The 20,122-nt window shown below is 73.8% G+C and carries 15 protein-coding genes; 5 read left to right on the forward strand and 10 right to left on the reverse strand.

Going from position 1 to position 20,122, the window contains the following annotated elements; all coding sequences use genetic code 11:
* Positions 1-5: 5 nt before the first annotated feature.
* Together ACIBCJ_RS24070 and ACIBCJ_RS24075 are read right to left on the reverse strand one after the other, a co-directional pair.
* Complete coding sequence (locus ACIBCJ_RS24070) at positions 6-404, reverse strand: RidA family protein (RefSeq protein ID WP_133886392.1); 399 nt, start codon at positions 402-404, stop codon at positions 6-8.
* Complete coding sequence (locus tag ACIBCJ_RS24075) at positions 401-1,867, reverse strand: acyl-CoA dehydrogenase family protein (protein WP_365978382.1); 1,467 nt, start codon at positions 1,865-1,867, stop codon at positions 401-403. The genes ACIBCJ_RS24070 and ACIBCJ_RS24075 overlap by 4 nt, the downstream gene beginning before the upstream one ends.
* Before the next feature lie 76 nt (positions 1,868-1,943).
* Here ACIBCJ_RS24075 and ACIBCJ_RS24080 point away from each other — a divergent pair, with 76 nt between their 5' ends.
* The 3 genes from ACIBCJ_RS24080 to ACIBCJ_RS24090 all read left to right on the forward strand — a co-directional run bounded on the left by ACIBCJ_RS24080 (position 1,944) and on the right by ACIBCJ_RS24090 (position 5,495).
* Positions 1,944-3,653 carry an AMP-binding protein gene (locus ACIBCJ_RS24080; protein ID WP_365978489.1) on the forward strand — a complete coding sequence of 570 codons (1,710 nt, stop codon included), beginning with the start codon at positions 1,944-1,946 and terminating at the stop codon, positions 3,651-3,653.
* A gap of 1 nt (position 3,654) precedes the next feature.
* The gene (locus tag ACIBCJ_RS24085) at positions 3,655-4,500 is read left to right on the forward strand and encodes a PaaX family transcriptional regulator C-terminal domain-containing protein (protein ID WP_362101123.1); all 846 of its coding nucleotides are present in this window, start codon (positions 3,655-3,657) and stop codon (positions 4,498-4,500) included.
* A gap of 83 nt (positions 4,501-4,583) precedes the next feature.
* The gene (locus ACIBCJ_RS24090; protein WP_365978383.1) at positions 4,584-5,495 is read left to right on the forward strand and encodes a sulfotransferase; all 912 of its coding nucleotides are present in this window, start codon (positions 4,584-4,586) and stop codon (positions 5,493-5,495) included.
* Here the strand turns inward: ACIBCJ_RS24090 and ACIBCJ_RS24095 are convergent.
* Both ACIBCJ_RS24095 and ACIBCJ_RS24100 read right to left on the reverse strand, forming a co-directional pair.
* A complete protein-coding gene (locus tag ACIBCJ_RS24095; RefSeq protein ID WP_365978384.1) occupies positions 5,483-7,939 on the reverse strand; it encodes a bifunctional salicylyl-CoA 5-hydroxylase/oxidoreductase in 2,457 nt (818 codons plus the stop codon). The genes ACIBCJ_RS24090 and ACIBCJ_RS24095 overlap by 13 nt on opposite strands.
* 4 nt (positions 7,940-7,943) lie before the next feature.
* On the reverse strand, positions 7,944-8,771 hold the full coding sequence (locus ACIBCJ_RS24100; protein WP_365978385.1) for an enoyl-CoA hydratase family protein: 828 nt from the start codon (positions 8,769-8,771) through the stop codon (positions 7,944-7,946).
* A 198-nt stretch (positions 8,772-8,969) separates the two neighbouring features.
* On the opposite strand from ACIBCJ_RS24100, the gene ACIBCJ_RS24105 reads away from it, so the two are divergent.
* Positions 8,970-9,410: an ATP-binding protein gene (locus tag ACIBCJ_RS24105; RefSeq protein ID WP_362101139.1), complete on the forward strand. Its 441-nt coding sequence runs from the start codon at positions 8,970-8,972 to the stop codon at positions 9,408-9,410.
* Here ACIBCJ_RS24105 and ACIBCJ_RS24110 read toward each other — a convergent pair.
* From ACIBCJ_RS24110 to ACIBCJ_RS24120, 3 genes are all read right to left on the reverse strand, one after another.
* Entirely contained in the window at positions 9,382-10,800 is a 1,419-nt protein-coding gene (locus ACIBCJ_RS24110) for an amino acid permease (RefSeq protein ID WP_365978386.1), read from the reverse strand. The two genes, ACIBCJ_RS24105 and ACIBCJ_RS24110, sit on opposite strands and share 29 nt — an antisense overlap.
* A 130-nt stretch (positions 10,801-10,930) precedes the next feature.
* The gene (gene argF / locus ACIBCJ_RS24115; protein ID WP_362101144.1) at positions 10,931-11,938 is read right to left on the reverse strand and encodes an ornithine carbamoyltransferase; all 1,008 of its coding nucleotides are present in this window, start codon (positions 11,936-11,938) and stop codon (positions 10,931-10,933) included.
* 91 nt (positions 11,939-12,029) lie between these two features.
* Positions 12,030-13,253: an arginine deiminase gene (locus ACIBCJ_RS24120; RefSeq protein ID WP_365978387.1), complete on the reverse strand. Its 1,224-nt coding sequence runs from the start codon at positions 13,251-13,253 to the stop codon at positions 12,030-12,032.
* Between the two features lie 326 nt (positions 13,254-13,579).
* Here ACIBCJ_RS24120 and ACIBCJ_RS24125 point away from each other — a divergent pair, with 326 nt between their 5' ends.
* Positions 13,580-14,902 (forward strand): cation:proton antiporter, encoded by a 1,323-nt coding sequence (locus ACIBCJ_RS24125; RefSeq protein WP_362506242.1) that lies wholly within the window; start codon positions 13,580-13,582, stop codon positions 14,900-14,902.
* Positions 14,903-14,905: 3 nt separating this feature from the next.
* On the opposite strand, the gene ACIBCJ_RS24130 is transcribed toward ACIBCJ_RS24125, so the two are convergent.
* From ACIBCJ_RS24130 to ACIBCJ_RS24140, 3 genes are all read right to left on the reverse strand, one after another.
* Positions 14,906-17,479 (reverse strand): polynucleotide kinase-phosphatase, encoded by a 2,574-nt coding sequence (locus tag ACIBCJ_RS24130; protein WP_365978388.1) that lies wholly within the window; start codon positions 17,477-17,479, stop codon positions 14,906-14,908.
* Positions 17,476-18,963: a 3' terminal RNA ribose 2'-O-methyltransferase Hen1 gene (locus ACIBCJ_RS24135; protein ID WP_365978389.1), complete on the reverse strand. Its 1,488-nt coding sequence runs from the start codon at positions 18,961-18,963 to the stop codon at positions 17,476-17,478. Before ACIBCJ_RS24135 ends, ACIBCJ_RS24130 begins: the two co-directional genes overlap by 4 nt.
* 166 nt (positions 18,964-19,129) lie before the next feature.
* Positions 19,130-20,053, reverse strand: a complete 924-nt coding sequence (locus ACIBCJ_RS24140) for an LLM class F420-dependent oxidoreductase (RefSeq protein ID WP_362101156.1) — start codon at positions 20,051-20,053, stop codon at positions 19,130-19,132.
* Positions 20,054-20,122 lie beyond the last annotated feature (69 nt).

A 20,122-nucleotide genomic window follows, 5' to 3' on the forward strand; every position in this document is an offset into this window, starting at 1 on the left:
GGTGTCTACGGCAGTACGGCGAACCCGTCGAGTTCCACCAGCGCCCGCTCGTCCCACAGCCGTACGACCTCCACGACCGCCATCGCCGGGTAGTCGCGGCCGGCCAGCTCCCGCCAGGTGCGGCCGAGTTCGGCGGCGTGGACGCGGTAGGCGGCGACGTCCGTGGCGTAGACGGTGACGCGGGCGAGGTCGGCGGGGGTGCCGCCGGCGGCGCGCAGGGCGGTGAGCAGGTTGGTGAGGGCCCGCTCGAACTGGGCGGGGAGGGTGTCGCCGGTGACCTTGCCGTCGGTGTCGAGGGCCGTCTGCCCGGCCAGGAAGACGACGCGGGTGCCGGTGGCGACGACGGCGTGGGAGAAGCCGGTGGGCGGGGACAGTTCGGGTGGGTTGACCCGTTCGGCGGTCATGCTCCGGCCTCCTCGGTCGCGGCGTGCCGCGTGCGGTGGGTGCGGTACAGCTCCTTCGCGACGATGCCGCGCTGCACCTCGCTCGCGCCCTCGTAGACGCGCGGGGCGCGCACCTCGCGGTAGAGGTGTTCGAGGAGGTGGCCGCGGCGCAGGGCGCGGGCGCCGTGCAGCTGGACGGCCTTGTCGACGACGTACTGGGCGGTCTCGGTGGCGAGGAGCTTGGCCATCGCGGCGCGCTTCGGGACGTCCGGTGCGCCCGCGTCGTACGCCGTCGCCGCCGCGTAGACGAGCAGGCGGGCCGCCTCGGTGCGCAGGGCCATCTCGGCGACCTGGTGGGAGACGGCCTGGAGGTCGCACAGCTTGCCGCCGAAGGCGTCGCGGGCGGCGGTGTGCGCCAGGGTCGCGTCCAGGGCGGCCTGCGCCATGCCGACGGCGAAGGCGCCGACGCTGGGGCGGAACAGGTTGAGGGTGTCCATGGCCACCCGGAAGCCGCGGTCCGGCATGCCCAGGACGTCGTCGGCGGTGACGGGCACGGCGTCGAAGGCGAGGGCGCCGATGGGGTGCGGGGAGAGCATGTCGAGCGGGGTGCCGGTGAGGCCGGGGCGGTCGGCGGGCACGAGGAAGGCGGTGACGCCCCGGGCCCCGGCGCCGGGGGTGGTGCGGGCGAACACGGTGTAGAAGTCGGCCTCGGGGGCGTTGGAGATCCAGCACTTCTCGCCGGTGAGCCGCCAGGCGGAGGTGCCGTCGGCGTCGGCGGTCAGGGGGGCGGGGGGTGGGGCGGTCCCGTGCCCGGCGGCCGGCTGCCCGGGGGTGTGCCGCGTCGACTCGCGGGCCGGGTGCCGTCCGGCGGCGGGGCGCCCGCTGTCGCCGTCCGCCGCCTCACCGTCCGCCGCCTCACCGGCCGCGGGCCACCGGCCGTCGCCGCCCTCGTGGGGTCCGGCCTGCGCGGCGAAGCGCCCGCCCTCACCGGGTCCGGCCTGCGCGGCGGTGCGTCGGCCGGTGTCCGGCGACGGCGAGCCCGTCCCCGCGCCGCGCCCCGTGCCGTCCGCTCCGCCCTCGGGTTCCGCCCGGAGCGACAGCGCGGCCGCGTCCGAGCCGGCGTCCGGCTCGCTGAGGGCGAAGGCGGCCACCACCGTGCCGTCGCTCACCCCGGGGAGCCAGCGCGCGCGTTGGGACTCGGTGCCGTGCGCGTGCACGGGGTGGGCGCCCAGGCCCTGGAGGGCGAGGGCGGTCTCCGCCTCCGTGCAGGCGCGGGCGAGGGACTCGCGCATCAGGCACAGGTCGAGCGCGCCCGAGGTGAACAGCCGGGACAGCAGGCCGTGGGCGCCCAGTTCGGCGACCAGGGCGCGGTTGACGCGGCCCGGCTCGCCCTTCTCCGCGAGCGGGCGCAGCCGTTCGGCGGCGAGGGCGCGCAACTCGTCGCACCAGGCGAGTTGTTCCGGTTCGAGCGAGAATGCGGTCATCGCCGGTCCCTTCCCCTGTTCCTCCGCCCCGCGGACGGGCCGCCGGTCCGGAGCCGAGGTTATCGCGCCCCGTTGACTGTCGTCACCAACACGATACGCTCGTTGCGCGAGCCCACCACGACAAAGGGGGCGAACCGCCATGGCCGATCCGCGCCGCGCGGACCCGCACCGCTCCGCCCACGTCGACACCTTCGCGCGCGACCACCTGCCGCCCCCCGAGCAGTGGCCGGAGCTCGTCTTCGACCTGCCCGAGCTGCACTACCCCGCCCGGCTGAACTGCGCGGCCGAACTGCTCACCGGCCCGCCCGGCGACCGTCCCGTCTTCCGCACCGCGTCCGGGGACACCTGGACCTACGGCGGGCTGCGGGAGCGCGTCGACCGGATCGCGCACGTGCTGACCGGCGACCTCGGCGTCGTCCCGGGCAACCGGGTGCTGCTGCGCGGCCCGACCACCCCGTGGCTGGCGGCGTGCTGGCTCGCGGTGCTGAAGGCGGGCGCGGTGGCGGTCACCGTGCTGGACCGGCAGCGCCCGCACGAGCTGCGCGCGGTGTGCGAGATCGCCCGGGTGCGGCACGCCCTGTGCGACGTCCGCGCCGTCGACGATCTCGCCAAGGCGGAGATCGCGGGCCTCAGGATCACGACGTACGGCGGGGACGCGCCCGACGACCTGCACGCCCGTACGGCGTCCGGTGCGGTGCCCCGCACACCGTACGAGGCCGTCGACACGGCGGCGGACGACGTGGCGCTGATCGCCTTCACCTCGGGCACCACCGGACGGCCCAAGGGCTGTGTGCACTTCCACCGGGACGTGCCGGCGATCGCGGACACCTTCTCCCGGCACGTGCTCAAGCCCCGCCCGGACGACGTCTTCGCGGGCAGTCCGCCGCTCGGGTTCACCTTCGGGCTCGGCGGTCTGGTGATCTTCCCGATGCGGGCCGGTGCGAGCGCCCTGCTGCTCGAACAGGCGGGCCCTCGGCAGTTGCTGCCCGCGATCGCCGAGCACGGGGTGTCGGTGCTGTTCACCGCGCCGACGGCGTACCGCGCGATGCTCGACGAGCTGGACGCGTACGACGTGAGCAGCCTCAGGCGGTGCGTCTCGGCGGGCGAGAACCTGCCCGCGGCCACCTGGCGGGACTGGCACGGGCGCACCGGCCTGCGCATCATCAACGGCATCGGCGCCACCGAGCTGCTGCACATCTTCGTGTCCGCGGCGGACGACGACATCAGGCCCGGCACGACCGGCGTGCCGGTGCCGGGCTGGCAGGCGCGCGTGCAGGACGGGACCGGCGTGCCCGTGCCGGACGGGGAGCCCGGGCTGCTGGCGGTGCGCGGGCCGGTCGGCTGCCGGTACCTCGCCGATCCGCGCCAGCGGGAGTACGTGCGCGACGGCTGGAACGTCACCGGCGACACCTATGTGCGCGAGCCCGACGGATACTTCCGGTACGTGGCACGCGCCGACGACATGATCATCTCCGCCGGCTACAACATCGCCGGACCCGAGGTCGAGGACGCGCTGCTGCGGCATCCGGACGTGGTGGAGGCGGCGGTGGTGGGCCGGCCCGACCGGCACCGGGGCCAGGTCGTGGTGGCGCACGTGGTGCTGAGGGAGGGCGCCGGGCGGGACGCGGACGCGCTGCGCGAGTTCCTCCGCTCGGAGCTGGTGCCGTACAAGTGCCCGCGGGAGGTCGTCTTCCGGGACGCGCTGCCGCGCACGGCGACCGGCAAGCTCCAGCGCTACCGGCTCGTGGACCCGCCCGCCCCCGGCCCGGACTCCGGCGCCGCATAAGATGATCAACGTGTCCGACCAGCCCGTACCGCACGCCCCGCGCTCCCTCATCGTCACGTTCTACGGCGCGTACGGCCGTTTCGCGCCGGGTCCGGTGCCCGTCGCCGAGCTGATCCGGCTGCTTGCCGCGGTCGGCGTGGACGCGCCCTCCGTGCGCTCGTCGGTCTCCCGGCTGAAGCGGCGCGGGCTGCTGCTGCCCGCCCGTACGGCCCAGGGCGCGGCCGGTTACGGACTCTCCGAGGAGGCACGGCAGTTGCTGGACGACGGGGACCGGCGGGTGTACGCCACCGCGCCCCACCGGGACGAGGGCTGGGTGCTCGCCGTGTTCTCCGTGCCGGAGTCGGAGCGGCAGAAGCGGCACGTCCTGCGCTCCCGCCTGGCCGGCCTCGGCTTCGGCACCGCGGCGCCCGGCGTGTGGATCGCCCCCGCCCGCCTGTACGAGGAGACCCGGCACGCCCTGGGCCGCCTCGGCCTGGACTCCTACGTGGACTTCTTCCGCGGCGAGCACCTGGGCTTCACCCCGACCGCCGAGGCGGCGGCGCGCTGGTGGGACCTGGCGGCGATCGCCAAGGAGCACGAGGCGTTCCTCGACCGGCACGCGCGCGTCCTGCACGACTGGGAGCGCCGGACCGACACCCCGCCCGAGGAGGCCTACCGCGACTACCTCCTCGCGCTGGACTCCTGGCGCCACCTGCCCTACGCGGACCCGGGGCTGCCCGTCGGACTGCTGCCCGAGGACTGGCCGGGCACCCGCTCGGCGGCCGTCTTCCGGGCGCTGCACGAGCGGCTGCGCGACGCGGGCGCGCGCTACGCGGGCATGGGGCCGACCCCGCCGGCCGGGACATGAGCCCGGTCACCTCTCCCGGGGATCAGTGAACCCTCAGCCTCCTCCGATCCTCTTCTCAGGTTTCCCCCCTACCGTGCGGACGCATGAGTCTCGCGCGCAACGTGAACCGGGTCCTCACCGCCACCACCGGCCTCCAGGTACGGAGGGCGCCCCAGGCGGCGAAGGGAAACCCGAAGGGAAAACAGGGGAAGGGGCCGGCCGCCGCGCAGCCCGCGGCCCGGCAGGCGGCCGCGTACCGATGTCCGCCGGCCGGGGAACTGCCCGCCGACCGACTGCTGAGAAGGCCCGTCTTCATCATCTCGTCCATCCGGTCCGGCTCCACCCTGCTGCGCATGATGATGGGCGCCCACCCGCGACTGCACGCCCCGCACGAGCTGCACCTGGGCCGGCTGGAGGTCACGTGCACCACCTGGCACTCCGAGCGGGCGATGAGTGAACTCGGCCTGCGGCGCGGAGACCTGGAGCACCTGCTGTGGGACCGTGTCCTGCACCGGGAACTCGTCGGACACGGCAAGGACTTCGTGGTCGAGAAGACACCGGCCAACGCCTACATGTACCAGCGGCTCAAGGACTGCTGGCCGGACGCGCGCTTCGTCTTCCTGCTGCGCCACCCGGTGTCGATCGCCCGCTCCTGGCACGAGAGCGACCCCGTGAAACGGCCGCACGACACGGCCGTCACGGACGTGCTGCGCTACATGACGGCCGTCGAGGAGGCCCGGACGGCGGACGCCGGCGGCTTCACCGTGCGCTACGAGGACATCACCGACGACCCCGAGCGCGAGATGCGGCGCCTGTGCGCGCACCTCGGCGTCGACTACGCGCCGGCGATGCTGCGCTACGGCCGCAGGAGCAGCGCCGAACTGGTCCGGGGCCTGGGCGACTGGCGCGAGAACATCCGCACCGGCACCGTGCAGCCGGGGCGGGCGCTGCCCGGCGAGGACGAGATCCCGGAGCGGCTGCGCTCGATGTGCGCGGCCTGGGGCTACGCGTCCTGACGCGGGCCGTGCAGCGTGAGCCTCGGCCGGGGGGCGTCGGTGCGGCCGGTGCGCGGTGGGCGGCTGCCCGCCCGGTACGGGGCCGGCCAGGGGGCGCCGGGACCGTCGTAGCCCTGCTCGGCGGCGGCGTGCAGCGTCCAGTGCGGGTCGTAGAGGTGGGGGCGGGCGAGGGCGCACAGGTCGGTACGGCCGGCCAGGACCAGCGAGTTGACGTCGTCCCAGGAGGAGATCGCACCGACCGCGATCACCGGGACGCCCGCCTCGTGGCGGATGCGGTCCGCGTACGGCGTCTGGTAGGACCGCCCGAACTCGGGCCGTTCACCGGCGACGACCTGGCCGGTGGAGACGTCGATGGCGTCGGCGCCGTGCGCGGCGAAGGCCCGGGCGATCGCGACCGCCTCCTCGGCGCTGGTGCCGCCCTCGGCCCAGTCGGTGGCGGAGACCCGCACGGTCATGGGCCGCTCGCCGGGCCACACCTCGCGTACGGCGTCGAAGACCTCCAGCGGGAAGCGCAGCCGCTTCTCCAGTGAGCCCCCGTAGGCGTCGGTGCGGTGGTTGGTGAGCGGGGAGAGGAAGCCGGAGAGCAGGTAGCCGTGGGCGCAGTGCAGTTCGAGCAGGTCGAAACCGGCCCCGGCGGCCCGCGCGGCGGCGGACCTGAACTGCTCGCGCACGTCCGTCAGTCCCGCCCGGGACAGTTCGCGCGGGGTCTGGCCGCCGGGCCGGTACGGCAGGGGGGAGGGCGCCACGAGGGGCCAGTTGCCGTCGGGCAGCGGCTCGTCCATGCCCTCCCACATCAGCCGGGTCGAGCCCTTGCGGCCGCTGTGACCGAGCTGCACGCCGATCGCGGTGCCGGGCGCGCTGTCGTGCACGAACTCCGTGATCCGCCGCCACGCCTCGCCCTGCCGGCCGGTGTAGAGGCCGGCGCAGCCGGGGGTGATGCGGCCCTCGGCGCTGACGCACACCATCTCGGTCATCACCAGTGCGGCGCCGCCGAGCGCCCTGGCCCCCAGGTGGACCAGGTGGAAGTCGCCGGGGACGCCGTCGGTGGCCGAGTACATGTCCATCGGGGAGACGACGACGCGGTTGCGCAGGGTCAGGCCGCGCAGCCGGAACGGGGTGAACATCGGGGGTGTGTCCGGCGGGCAGCCGAACTCGCGCTCGACCTCGCCGGTGAAGCCGGCGTCGCGCAGCCGCAGGTTCTCGTGGGTGACCCGGCGGCTGCGGGTGAGGAGGTTGAACGCGAACTGGCGGGGCGGCTGGCCGAGGTACCGCTCCAGGTCCTCGAACCACTCCAGGCTGGCCTTGGCCGCCCGCTGCGTGGAGGCGACGACGGGGCGCCGCTCCTCCTCGTACGCGGTGAGCGCCTCCTGGAGGGTGGGCCGCTCCTCCAGGCAGGCGACGAGCGCGAGGGCGTCCTCGACGGCGAGCTTGGTGCCGGAGCCGATGGAGAAGTGGGCGGTGTGGGCGGCGTCGCCGAGCAGGACGACGTTGCCGTGCGACCAGCGTTCGGTGACGAGCGTGCGGAAGGTGGTCCACGCGGACTTGTTGGACCGGAGCGGCCGGCCGCCGAGCGCGTCGGCGAAGATCTTGGCGCAGCGGGCGGTGGACTCCGTCTCGTCCAGCTCGTCGAAGCCGGCCGCCCGCCAGACCTCCTCGCGCATCTCGACGATGACGGTCGAGGCGGCTTCGTCCTGCGGCCCGCAGGGCCTCGCTGAGGGGTGGTGGTCGGGCGACGGGCGGGAGTAGGGGTAGCCGTGCAGCTGCATCACGCCGTGCTCGGTCTCGGCGATCTCGAAGCGGAAGGCGTCGAAGGCGAAGTCGGCGGCGAGCCAGATGTAGCGGCAGCGGTGCGGGGTGAGGTGCGGCCGGAAGATGTCGCGGTACCGCTCGCGGGTGGCGCTGTGCACCCCGTCGGCGGCGACGACGAGGTCGTGGGTCCGCGCCAGCTGGTCCGTGGGCGGCGCGTCGGCGCGGAAGCGCAGGTCGACGCCGAGGTCGCGGCAGCGGTCGTGCAGGATCTCCAGGAGGCGGCGGCGGCCGAGGGCGGCGAAGCGGTGTCCTCCGGAGGTCTGGCGGGTGTTCCGGTGGACGATGTCGATGTCGTCCCAGCGGACGAAGTGTGCGGTGAGGGCCTCGTAGACGAGGGGGTCGGCGTGTTCGATGCCGCCGAGGGTCTCGTCGGAGAGGACCACGCCGAAGCCGAAGGTGTCGTCGGGGGCGTTGCGCTCGTAGACGGTGACCTCGCGGTCGGGGCCGAGGCGTTTGAGGAGGGCGGCGGTGTAGAGGCCGCCGGGGCCGCCGCCGACGACGGCGATGCGGTGAGGGCCGGTGCGGTCGTCATGCGACTGCGGCGCCGTCGCGGCTGGTCGCGCTCCGCGGTGGAACCGCTCGTCGGCACTGCCGCTCACCCCTGGGGTGGCTGCGCTGTCCCGCGTTGGCGGCATCGCCCTACCTCCCTTGCCACTTCGGCGGGCGCTTCTCCGTGAACGCCGCGTGGAACTCGGCGTAGTCCTCCCCCGTCATCAACAGGGCCTGGGTGGAGGCGTCCAGTTCCACGGCTGCCGCGAGCGGCATGTCCAGTTCGGCGGTGAGGAGGGCCTTGGTCTGGGCGTGGGCCAGGGCCGGGCCGTCGGCCAGGCGGCGGGCCAGGGTGTGGGCGGCCTCGTCGGCGCGGCCCTCCTCGGTCAGCTCGCTGATCAGGCCGATGCGCTCGGCCTCGGGTGCGCGGACCGTGTCGCCGAGCATCAGCAGCCGGGTGGCGTGGCCGAGGCCGACGACGCGGGGCAGCAGGTAGGCGGCGCCCATGTCGCCGCCGGAGAGGCCGACGCGGGTGAAGAGGAAGGCGAAGCGGGCCGACGGGTCGGCGACGCGGAAGTCGGCGGCCAGGGCGAGGACCGCTCCGGCCCCCGCGGCGACCCCGTGCAGCGCGGCGATCACCGGGAACGGGCACTCCCGTACCGCCCGCACCACCTGGCCCGTCATCCGGTTGAAATCCAGCAGGCGGCCGGTGTCCATGGACAGGGTCGCGCCGATGATCTCGTCCACGTCGCCGCCGGAGCAGAAGCCGCGCCCCTCGCCGGCCAGCACCAGCGCCCGGACGGACCGCCCGCGGGACAGCTCGGCGAGCAGGTCGCGCAGGTCGGCGTAGGCCTCGAAGGTGAGGGCGTTGAGCTTGTCGGGGCGGGCCAGGGTGACGGTGGCGACGCCGTCGGTGATCTCGACACGCAGGTGCCGCCAGTCGGAGGTGGGGGCGGCGGAGCCGGTGAAGGGACTCATGGCATCCGAAGTTATCACCCTTCTGTGACTGTCGTCATGGGTGCGCGATACACCGGCGGGCGCGGGCGGCCGGTGCGTCGCGGTGTCGAGGGCCGAAGGTCCCGGGGGGTGCCCGTCGAACGGCTCTGCCGGGTGCGCCGTACCATTCATAAGGTTGAAAGCAGGACAGGACCCCCTGCTCCACGAAACGGACCCGCCGTGCACGATCACTCCCCCGCACCCGCCTCCTGGCGCATCGCGCTGCCGCACTCCGCCGCGGCCGTGCCGGTGGCGCGTGCGCTGGTGCGCAACGCCCTGGCCGAGCTGCAGCACACGGCCGACGGCGACACCGCGGAGCTGCTCACGGCGGAACTGGTCGCCAACGCCGTCGAGCACACCCCGGTGGGCTCGACACCGATCGAGCTGGTGGTGGAGCTGATGCCGACCGGCTGCCAGGTCGAGGTGCACGACCCGGACCCCTCGCCGCCCGCCGACCTCACCCGGCCGGACGTGGAGCCGCCCGACCCGTGGCGCGAGGGCGGGCGCGGTCTGCTGCTGATCCGCGCCCTCAGCTCGTCCTGCGGCCACCGGCCCGCCGGGGCCGGCAAGGCGGTCTGGTTCAGGCTTCCCGCTATACCCGCTCAGCGTCGTCCGCGCTGAGGGCGAGCCGGGAGTGCCGGCGCCCGTAGAGGCTGTAGACCAGCAGGCCCACCGCGAGGAACACCGCGAACTGGAGCCAGGTGGCCCCGCCCGTCTCGTACATCAGGTACAGGCAGAAGGCGACCCCGAGCAGCGGCGTCACCGGGTACAGCGGGACGCGGAAGGTGCGGGCCAGACCCGGCTCGCGGCGGCGCAGGGTGATCACCGAGACGTTGACGGCGGCCATCGTGGCGAGGGTGCCGATGGTGCACAGGTTGACCACCGCGTCCAGCGGGGCGAAGGCCGCCGGGAGGGCGAAGACCACGCCGACGATCAGGGTGCCGGCGACCGGGGTCGCGGTGCGCGGCGAGACCTTCTCGAAGACCCGGGGGATCAGTCCGTCCCGGGACATCGACATCAGGATGCGGGTCTGGCCGTACATCACGGCGAGCACCACCGAGGCGATGGCGACGACCGCGCCGAAGGCGACCACGCCGCCGCCGACGGCGGAGCCGGTGACCTCGTCGACCACGTAGGAGAGCGCGGCGGGCCGGTCGCCGACCTGGTCGCCGCCGACGGCGCCGATCGCGGCGACGGCGACCGCGCAGTAGAGCAGGGTGACCAGGCCGATGCAGACCAGGATCGCGACGGGGATGTCCCGGCGCGGGTTCTTGGCCTCCTCGCCGGCCGTGGTGATCGCGTCGAAGCCGATGTACGAGAAGAAGGCGGCGGTGGTGCCGGCGCCGATGCCGCCAAGGCCCGCCGGGGAGAACGGGGTCAGGTTGCCGTCCTGGAAGGCGGAGAAGCCGATGGCGCAGAAGGCGAGGAGGACGGCGAGCTTGAGGACGGCCATCGCGGCCGTGGCGCGGGCGCTCTCCCGCACGCCGCGCACCAGCAGGACCGAGGCCAGGGCGATGACGATCACCGCGGGCAGGTTGACCGCGCCGCCGTCGCCGGGCCCGGCGGACAGGGCGTGCGGGAGCTGGACGCCGAGGGCGCTGTCGAGCAGCTCGTTGACGTACTGGCTCCAGCCGACGGCGACCGCCGAGACCGACACGCCGTACTCCAGGAGCAGGCACCAGCCGACGAGGAAGGCGGTGCGCTCGCCGAGCCCCGCGTAGGCGAAGGAGTACGAGGAGCCGGAGACCGGGATCGCGCCGCCCAGCTCGGCGAAGGCGAACGCGGTGAACACGCAGGTGATGGCGGCCAGCACGAAGGAGACGACGACGGCGGGGCCGGCCTCGGCGACGGAGTCGGACAGGCCGACGAAGATGCCGGTGCCGACGATCGCGCCGACGCCGAAGCAGACGAGCTGGAACAGCCCCATCGTGCGCTTCAGGCCGTGGCCTTCACGGTCGGCGCCGGATTCGGCGACCAGCAGGTGGGGGGACTTGACGCGGGAAGCGGGCATGGCGGGTGGTGCTCGTTTCTGGTGGTGCGGGGGGCGCGACGGTGGTCGCGGGCGGCGGCGCGGAAGGGGTGGCTCCACAACCGTCGGTCAGCATAGGGCCTGGTGGGGGGGGAGGGCGCGTGGGGACGAGTCAGGCGAGGGTGGCGACGAGGACGGCCTTGATGGTGTGCAGCCGGTTCTCCGCCTCGTCGAAGACGACCGAGTGCTTCGACTCGAACACCTCGTCGGTGACCTCGAGCGAGTCGAGTCCGTGGGCCTCGAAGATCTCCTGGCCGACCTTGGTGCCCAGGTCGTGGAAGGCGGGCAGGCAGTGCAGGAACCTGACGTCCGGGTTCCCGGTGGCGCGCAGGACGTCCATGGTCACGGCGTAGGGCGCGAGGGCCTTGATGCGCTCCGCCCAGACCTCCTTGGGCTCGCCCATGGAGACCCAGACGTCGGTGACGACGAAGTCGGCGCCGCGCACGCCCGCGGCCACGTCCTCGGTGAGGGTGATGCGCGCCCCGCTGGTCTCGGCGAGCCGTCGTGCCCGGTCGACGACCTCTTGGGCGGGCCAGTAGGACTCAGGGGCGACGATGCGCACGTCCATGCCGAGCAGGGCGCCGGTGACCAGGTAGGAGTTGCCCATGTTGAAGCGGGCGTCGCCGAGGTAGGCGAAGGTGATCTCCCGCAGGGGCCGGTCGCAGTGCTCGGTCATGGTGAGCACGTCGGCGAGCATCTGGGTGGGGTGCCAGTCGTCGGTCAGACCGTTGTAGACGGGGACTCCGGCGAAGGCGGCCAGCTCCTCGACCTTGGTCTGGCTGTCGCCGCGGTACTCGACGGCGTCGAACATCCGGCCCAGCACGCGCGCGGTGTCCTTCACGGACTCCTTGTGGCCGATCTGCGATCCGGCCGGGTCCAGGTAGGTCGTGGACGCGCCCTGGTCCGCGGCGGCGACCTCGAACGCGCAGCGGGTGCGCGTCGAGGTCTTCTCGAAGATGAGCGCGATGTTCCGTCCGGCGAGGTACCGCGGCTCGGCCCCGGCCCGCTTGGCGGCCTTCAGCTCGGCGGCCAGCTCGACCAGACCGCGGAACTCCTCCTCGGTGAAATCCAGCTCCTTGAGGAAGTGGCGGCCGGCGAGGGCGGTCGGGACTGTCGCCATGAGGGCGCTCCAGGGATACGGACGGGAACGGGGAACTACTGGAACTATATACGACTCTCCGAATTTCTATACGGGACCGGTGGACGGGCGCCTACACGGCCGACCTCTCGACGGGGCAGCTCATGCAGCGCGGCCCGCCCCTGCCCCGCCCCAGTTCGCTGCCCGGGATCTCGATCACCTCGATGCCCTGTTTGCGCAGGTGGGTGTTGGTGGTGGCGTTGCGTTCGTAGGCGACGACGACGCCCGGTTCGACGGCCAGCACGTTGCAGCCGTCGTCCCACTGCTCGCGCTCGGCCGCGTGGACGTCCTGGGTGGCGGTGAGGACCCGGATCTCACCGAGTCCGAGGGCGGCGGCCATCGCGCGGTGCATGTGCTCCGGCGGGTGGTCGGTGACCTTCAGGTCCTTCTCCCCGACCCCCGGCTCGATGGTGTAGGAGCGGAGCATGCCGAGCCCGGCGTACTGGGTGAAGGTGTCGCCGTCGACCATCGTCATCACCGTGTCGAGGTGCATGAAGGCCCGCCGCTTGGGCATGTCGAGGGCCACGATGGTCCGGGCGGACCCGGCGGCGAACAGCTTGTGGGCGAGCATCTCGACCGCCTGGGGCGTGGTGCGCTCGCTCATGCCGATGAGCACGGCGCCGTTGCCGATGACGAGCACGTCGCCGCCCTCGATGGTGGAGGGGTAGTCGGCCTGCCCCTCGGACCAGAGGGGGAACGTCTCGTCGCGGAAGAGCGGGTGGTGCCGGTAGATCGCCTCGAAGTGGACCGTCTCGCGCTGCCGGGCGGGCCAGCGCATGGCGTTGATGGACACGCCGTCGTAGATCCAGGCCGAGGTGTCCCGGGTGAAGAGGTGGTTGGGCAGCGGGCCGAGCAGGAAGTCGTCCAGTTCCATGGCGTGGAAGCGCACGGAGGTGGGCTCCGGGTGCGCGGCCAGGAACTCCCGCTTGGTCATGCCGCCGACCAGCCACTCGGCCAGCTCCGGTGCGGGCAGGGTCTCGAAGGCGGCCCGGAGGTGGTCCGTGGCCAGCACTCCGTACTCCTTCTCGTCGAAGACCCGGTCCAGGACGAGGCGCCGGGCGGCCGGCACGTCCAGGGTCTCGGTGAGCAGGTCGCCGAAGAGGTGCACCGTCACCCCGCGGTCGCGGAGCACGTCGGCGAACCCGTCGTGCTCGGCGCGCGCCCGGCGCACCCACAGCACGTCGTCGAAGAGAAGGGCGTCCTTGTTGCTGGGGGTGAGCCTTTTGAGCTCGAGATCCGGCCGGTGCAGGATGACGCGGGTGAGCCGCCCGGCTTCGGAGTCGACGTGGAATGCCATGTCTCCATCCTGACCACTCGGGCGCGTGTTCATCCCCTGCTCGCGCGCACCCGTGCGCTCCGGCCCTGCGCCCGGCCGGCCCGCGCCCGCCCGCTCCGGCCCCTACGCCCCGGCCGGCCCGCGCCCCTCGGTCGCACCGAGGCCCGCGGCGCGGGCGCCGGTGCGTCGGACGAGGACGGTCTTTCCCCCGTGCTCCCGGTGCTCCGGTCGATGTCCGGTGTACGACCTGCGATGCGACGCCGGGCCGCGCCCATCCTGAGGAGGTTGGTATGCCGGCCGGCTCGCGACGGGGGCCGGCATCGGACCCCGGAGCGTGCGGAGACACCTTGAGTCCTGACGCGTTGATCGCCCACCTCGTGGGCGCATCGGCTCTGATCCTGGTCGCCGCGCACGCGGGCGGGGGGCTGGCCCGGCGGCTCGGGCAGCCCTACATCGTGGGCCAGCTGGCGGCGGGCATCGCGCTGGGTCCCTCGCTCCTGGGCGCCCTCGCCCCACGGGCGTACGACGAGCTCTTCCCGGCGGCCGTCGGCCCGGCGCTGACCGGATTCTCCCAGTTGTCCCTGGTGGTGTTCCTGTTCGCGGTGGGCTACGAGCTGGACCTGACGATCCTCGGCGACCGGGCGCGCGTCTCGGTGACCGTGGCGCTGGCGTCGTTCGCGGTGCCGATGACGGTGGGGTGCGGCGCCGCGGTGCTCTTCCGGGGCACCGTGCGCGACTTGGGCGGGGGGTGGGAGCCGTCGGCCGCCGCGGTGGTGTTCGCGGGGATCGCCCTGTCGATAACGGCGGTGCCCGTACTGACCGCGATCGTGCGGGAGAACGGCCTCACCCGCACCGTGCCGGGGGTCGTGGCGGTCTCGGCGGCCGGCGTCCTGGACGCCGTGTGCTGGACGGTGCTGGCCGGCGCGATGCTCGACAGCGGGGCCGGCGGGACGGCCCTGGGCTGGCCGTGGCGGGCGGCGCTCGCCCTCGGCTTCGTCACCGTGATGGGGGTCGCGGCCCGGCCGGTGCTGCGCAGGCTGCTGTGGCGGACGCGCCTGGAGCCCTCGCTCCGGCTGGCGCTGCTCGTCGGCTTCGCCCTCGGGTCGGCCTGGGTGACGCACCGGCTCGGCCTGCACGTGATCTTCGGGGCGCTGCTCGCCGGTCTGGTGACGCCCCGTGAGGAGGGCGGCACCCTCGACCCGGACCTGCTGCGCCCCCTGCACGAGATCAGTTCCCTGCTGCTGCCGTTCTTCTTCGTGCTCTCGGGACAGTCCGTGGCCCTGAACGGCATGACCGGCACCGGGTGGGCGGTGCTGCTGGTGGTGACGGTGCTCGCGGTCACCACGAAGGTCGGCAGCGGCCTGGTCGCGTCCCGGCTCGGCGGCCTGGACCGGCACGACGCCCGCACCGTCGGGGTGCTGCTGAGCGCCCGGGGCCTGACCGAGCTGATCGCCCTCAACGCCGGACTGGAGGCGGGTCTGGTCAGCGCGCCGCTCTACACGGTCCTGGTGTTCATGGCCCTGGCCACGACCCTGCTGACCCAGCCGCTCCTCGCGCTGACCCGGCGCCTGGCGGCACGCGACCGCCCGGTGCCGCCGGCCCCCGGCACCGCCCCGCAGCCGTACGCGACGGCCGAGGGCGCTGCCGAGGGGCCGGGACGGGGCGAGTGAGGGTCACAGCCTCGGGTCCACCGGCTCCGACTCCAGGGCCAGTACTCCGAACACCGCCTCGTGCACCCGCCACAGCGGCTCGCCGTCGGCGAGGCGGTCCAGGGCCTCCAGGCCCAGGGCGTACTCGCGGATCGCCAGCGACCGCTTGTGGTTCAGGAACCGGTGCCTGAGCCGGGCGAGGTTCTCGGGACGGGTGTACTCGGGACCGTAGACGATCCGCAGGTACTCCCGGCCGCGGCACTTGATGCCGGGCTGCACCAGGCGCCCCTTCTCGTCGCGTACCAGGGCGCCGACGGGCTTGACCACCATGCCCTCGCCGCCGCGGCCGGTCATCTCCAGCCACCAGTCGGTCCCGGCCGCCACCGACTCCGGGTCGCCGGTGTCGACGTACAGCCGCCGGGTGGTCCGGAGCAGTCCGCTCCCGTCGTGCTCGACGAGCCGGTCGATGAGGGCGAGCTGCTCGTCGTGCGGCAGGGCGGCCAGGCTGCGGCTCTGGACGGCGAGGATCTGGAACGGGGCGATGCGGACGCCGTCCAGGCCGTCGGTGGTCCAGCAGTAGCGGCGGTAGGCGTCGGTGAAGGCGGCCGCGTCCGCGGACCGGGCGCGCTGGCGGTCGAGCAGGTCCCGCACCTCGACGCCGCGCGCCGCGGCGCCCTCCAGCGCGGCGAGCGCGGCCGGGAACACCGCCCCGGAGGCGGCGCCCACGGCGGCGTACTGGGAACGCAGCAGGCCGGAGGCCTTGAGCGACCACGGCATCAGCTCGGTGTCGAGGAGCAGCCAGTCGGTGGCCAGTTCGTCCCACAGGCCGGCCTCGCCGACCGCGGTGCGCAGCCGGCCCAGGATCTCCTCGGTGACGGCCGCGTCGTCGAGGAAGGGACGGCCGGTACGGGTGTACAGGGATCCGGTGGGCCCGTCGACGCCGAACCGGGCGCGTGCCGCCTCCGCGTCGCGGCACACCAGGACGACGGCCCGGGAGCCCATGTGCTTCTCCTCGCACACGACCCGCGCGACGCCGTCCGCCGCGTACTGCGCGAAGGCCTCCCGCGGGTGCTCCAGGTAGCCGTCCACGCCGGAGGTGGCGGTCGGTGCCATGGTCGGCGGCAGGTACGGCAGCAGGCGGGGGTCGGTGGCGAAGCGGCTCATGACCTCCAGGGCCGCCGCGCCGTTCTCCTCGCGCACGGTGATCCGCCCGGCGTGCCGGGTCTCCACCGTCCGGCGGCCCCGCACGTCGGCCAGGTCCAGCGGGCGGCCGTCGTGTCCGCCGGGCGCCTCGGTGCGCAGCGGCCTGGCCGGCTCGTACCAGACCCGCTCGGCGGGTACGTCGACGATCTCCCGCTCCGGCCAGCGCAGCGCGGTGAGCTTCCCGCCGAAGACGGCGCCGGTGTCCAGGCAGATGGTGTTGTTGAGCCAGGTGGCCTCGGGGACGGGGGTGTGACCGTAGACGACGGCCGCGCGGCCCCGGTAGTCCTCCGCCCACGGGTAGCGCACCGGCAGCCCGAACTCGTCGGTCTCCCCGGTGGTGTCGCCGTACAGGGCGTGGCTGCGGACCCGGCCGGAGGTGCGGCCGTGGTACTTCTCGGGCAGCCCGGCGTGGCAGACCACCAGCCGGCCGCCGTCGAGGACGTAGTGGCTGACCAGGCCGTCGATGAACTCCCGTACCTCGGCGCGGAACTCCTCGCTCTCCCCCTCCATCTGCTCGACGGTCTCGGCCAGTCCGTGGGTGTGCTGGACCTTGCGTCCCTTGAGGTGGCGGCCGTACTTGTTCTCGTGGTTTCCGGGGACGCACAGGGCGTTGCCCGACCTGACCATGGACATCACGCGGCGCAGCACGCCGGGGCTGTCCGGGCCGCGGTCGACGAGGTCGCCGACGAAGACGGCGGTGCGGCCCTCGGGGTGGACCCCGTCCGTGCCGTAGCCGAGCTTGCCGAGCAGGGTCTCCAGCTCGGCGGCGCAGCCGTGGACGTCGCCGACGATGTCGAAGGGGCCGGTGAGGTGGGTGAGGTCGTTGTACCGCTTCTCGGTGACGACGGTGGCGTGCTCGACCTCTTCCGTGCCGCGCAGCACGTGCACCTTGCGGAAGCCCTCGCGCTCCAGGTGGCGCAGGGAGCGCCTCAGTTCGCGGGTGTGGCGCTGGACGACCCGGCGGGGCATGTCGGCGCGGTCGGTGCGGTGGGCGTTGCGCTCGGCGCAGACCTGTTCGGGCACGTCGAGGACGACGGCTATGGGCAGTACGTCGTGCTTCCTGGCCAGGTCGATCAGCTGACGGCGGGCGTCCTGCTGCACGTTGGTCGCGTCGACGACGGTGCGGCGGCCGGCGGCGAGCCGTTTGCCGGCGATGTAGTGCAGGACGTCGAAGGCGTCCCGGCTGGCGCTCTGGTCGTTCTCGTCGTCGGCGACCAGGCCGCGGCAGAAGTCGGAGGAGAGGACCTCGGTCGGCGCGAAGTGGCGTCGCGCGAAGGTGGACTTGCCGGAGCCGGAGGCGCCGATCAGCACGACGAGGGAGAGGTCGGTGACGGGCAGGACGCGGGCGCGGGCCGGAGTGGCCCCGGTGGGGTCGGTGGTGTCGGTGGTGCTCATGCGGCCTTCGCCTCCTTCTCGGTCGGGGTCGCGGTCTCGTTCGCGGGCCTGAGGGTGAACAGGGCCAGCTGGGTGGGCGGGCCCACCTCGGGGTCGTCGGGGCCGACGGGGCGGAACTCCACGTCGTAGCCGTGCCGTTCGGCGACCGCGCGGGCCCAGGTGCGGAACTCCTCGCGGGCCCACTCGAAGCGGTGGTCGCGGTGGCGGACGTGGCCGGCGGGCAGGGTCTCCCAGCGCACGTTGTACTCGACGTTGGGCGTGGTGACGACGACGGTGCGGGGCCGCGCCGAGCCGAACACGGCGTACTCCAGGGCGGGCAGCCTCGGCAGGTCGAGGTGTTCGATCACCTCGCTGAGCACGGCGGCGTCGTACCCCTTGAGGCGCTTGTCGGTGTAGGCGAGGGAGCCCTGGAGGAGCCGGACGCGCGCGGCCTGCCGCTCGCCCATGCGGTCGAGGCCGAGGCGCCGGGAGGCGATGGTGAGGGCGCGCACCGACACGTCCACGCCGACGATCTCGGTGAAGCGGGGCTCCTTGAGCAGCTCGCGCACCAGGTGCCCCTCGCCGCAGCCGAGGTCGAGGACGCGGGCGGCGGCGTGGTCGCGCAGCGCGGTGAGGATCGCCTCCCGGCGGTGCACGGCGAGCGGGGTGGGCTTCGCCTCCTGCTCGGTCTCCGCCTCGACCGCGTTGTCGATCTCCTCGACCTCGCTGTCGTCGGACTCGGCCAGCCGGATCAGCTCCAGCCGGTCCATCGCCTCGCGGGTGAGGGACCAGCGGCGGGACAGGTAGCGGCTGGTGATCAGCTTCTGTTCCGGGTGGCGGGGCAGCCAGCCCTCGCCGGCCCGCATCAGCTTGTCGACCTCGTCCGGCGAGACCCAGTAGTGCTTGGCGTCGTCGAGCACCGGGAGCAGGACGTACAGGTGGCGCAGGGCCTCGGCGAGGGTGAGGGCGCTGGACTCCAGCAGCAGCCGGACGTAGCGCGAGTCGCCCCACTCGGGGAACTCGGTGTCCAGCGGGACCGGTTCGACGGCGACCGTCCAGCCGAGCGGCTCGAAGAGGCGGCGTACGAGGCCGGGGCCGCCGCGGGCGGGCAGCGCCGGGATGTCGACGCGCAGCGGGAGCGGCCGGGCGGCGCGCTCGGGGCGTGCCTTGCACACGCCGCGCATGGCGCTGGAGAAGACGTTGCTCAGCGCGACGGCGAGCAGTGAAGAGGCCGCGTACGGGCGGTCGTTGACGTACTGCGCGAGGGCCGCGTCGGGGGCGCCGCCGCGCCCCTTGCCCTTGCCGCGCCTGACCAGCGCCACCGCGTCGACCTCCAGCAGCAGCGCGGCCGTGCAGCGCTGCTCGTCCGCCTCGGGGTAGAGCACATGGGCCGTGCCGAAGGAGGTGGAGAACGCCTGCGCGTTGTCGGGGTGCTTGTGCAGCAGGAAACCGAGGTCGGTCGCGGGGTGCTCGGGGGTACCGGTGGTGGTGACGGTCAGGAACATGGGCCTCTCCGGCCGGGTCGGGGTTATGGGGACGGCTGCTTCGGTGCCGTGCGCGCGAGAGCCCCCAGGGGGTGTTCCCCCGGGGGCTCCGGCAGGCGGCGGTCACACCATCGCACAGGGCGGGTGACCGGCGCCTTCGGTTATCCGGCCGGGCGCCGGGAGTGACTCAGGACAGCTGCGACTGGACGCGGGAGGAGATCAGTTCCAGGTGGTCCAGGTCGTCGAGGTCGAGGATCTGGAGGTAGATCCGCCGGGCGCCGGCCTCGGCGTACCGGCCGATCTTCTCGACCACCTCGTCCGGAGAGCCCGCGAGGCCGTTGGCCTTCAGCTCGTCGACCTCGCGTCCGATGACGGCGGCGCGCCGGGCGACCTCGGCGTCGTCCTTGCCGACGCAGGCGACGAGGGCGTTGGAGTAGGTGAGGGCGTCCGCGCCGCGGCCGGCCGCCTCGGCGGCGGCCCGTACCCGGCCGAACTGGCGCTCGGTGTCCTCGACGGAGGCGAACGGCATGTTGAACTCGTCGGCGTACCGACCGGCCAGCCGCGGGGTGCGGGCGGCGCCGTGGCCGCCGATGAGCACGGGCACCTTGGCCTGCGCGGGCTTGGGCAGCGCGGGCGAGTCGGTGAGGTCGTAGTAGGTGCCGTGGAAGTCGAAGGTCTTGCCGGTCTCGGTCGCCCACAGACCGGTGACGATCGCCAGCTGTTCCTCCAGGCGGGCGAGCTTCTCCTTCGGGAAGGGGATGCCGTACGCCTTGTGCTCCTCCTCGAACCACCCGGCGCCCAGGCCCAGCTCGACGCGGCCGCCCGACATCTGGTCGACCTGGGCGACCTGGATGGCGAGGACGCCCGGCAGCCGGAAGGTGCCGGCCGTCATGAGGGTGCCCAGCCGGATGCGCTTGGTCTCCCGGGCGAGTCCGGCCAGGGTGATCCAGGCGTCGGTGGGCCCGGGAAGACCGTCGGCGGCGCCCATGCGGAGGTAGTGGTCGCTGCGGAAGAAGGCGTCGAAGCCGAGGTCCTCGGTCGCCTTGGCCACGGTGAGCAAGGTGTCGTAGGTGGCCCCCTGCTGGGGCTCGGTGAAGATGCGGAGATCCATGTCTCCCATCCTGCCTGCTCGGTGCGGGTGTCCGGCTCAGGCTGCCGCCGCGCCGCGCGGCACGCGGAT

The organism is Streptomyces sp. NPDC051136, assembly GCF_044455745.1.
Lineage (GTDB): Bacteria > Actinomycetota > Actinomycetes > Streptomycetales > Streptomycetaceae > Streptomyces.

Bases quoted from the DNA above. Each gene is read 5' to 3' on its own strand.
- ACIBCJ_RS24140 (WP_362101156.1), bottom strand. From the start codon at position 20,053: ATGGATCTCCGCATCTTCACCGAGCCCCAGCAGGGGGCCACCTACGAC.
- ACIBCJ_RS24090 (WP_365978383.1), top strand. From the start codon at position 4,584: ATGAGTCTCGCGCGCAACGTGAACCGGGTCCTCACCGCCACCACCGGC.
- ACIBCJ_RS24120 (WP_365978387.1), bottom strand. From the start codon at position 13,253: ATGGCATTCCACGTCGACTCCGAAGCCGGGCGGCTCACCCGCGTCATC.
- ACIBCJ_RS24075 (WP_365978382.1), bottom strand. From the start codon at position 1,867: ATGACCGCATTCTCGCTCGAACCGGAACAACTCGCCTGGTGCGACGAG.
- ACIBCJ_RS24130 (WP_365978388.1), bottom strand. From the start codon at position 17,479: ATGAGCACCACCGACACCACCGACCCCACCGGGGCCACTCCGGCCCGC.
- ACIBCJ_RS24085 (WP_362101123.1), top strand. From the start codon at position 3,655: ATGATCAACGTGTCCGACCAGCCCGTACCGCACGCCCCGCGCTCCCTC.
- ACIBCJ_RS24095 (WP_365978384.1), bottom strand. From the start codon at position 7,939: ATGCCGCCAACGCGGGACAGCGCAGCCACCCCAGGGGTGAGCGGCAGT.
- ACIBCJ_RS24135 (WP_365978389.1), bottom strand. From the start codon at position 18,963: ATGTTCCTGACCGTCACCACCACCGGTACCCCCGAGCACCCCGCGACC.
- ACIBCJ_RS24070 (WP_133886392.1), bottom strand. From the start codon at position 404: ATGACCGCCGAACGGGTCAACCCACCCGAACTGTCCCCGCCCACCGGC.
- argF (WP_362101144.1), bottom strand. From the start codon at position 11,938: ATGGCGACAGTCCCGACCGCCCTCGCCGGCCGCCACTTCCTCAAGGAG.
- ACIBCJ_RS24110 (WP_365978386.1), bottom strand. From the start codon at position 10,800: ATGCCCGCTTCCCGCGTCAAGTCCCCCCACCTGCTGGTCGCCGAATCC.
- ACIBCJ_RS24100 (WP_365978385.1), bottom strand. From the start codon at position 8,771: ATGAGTCCCTTCACCGGCTCCGCCGCCCCCACCTCCGACTGGCGGCAC.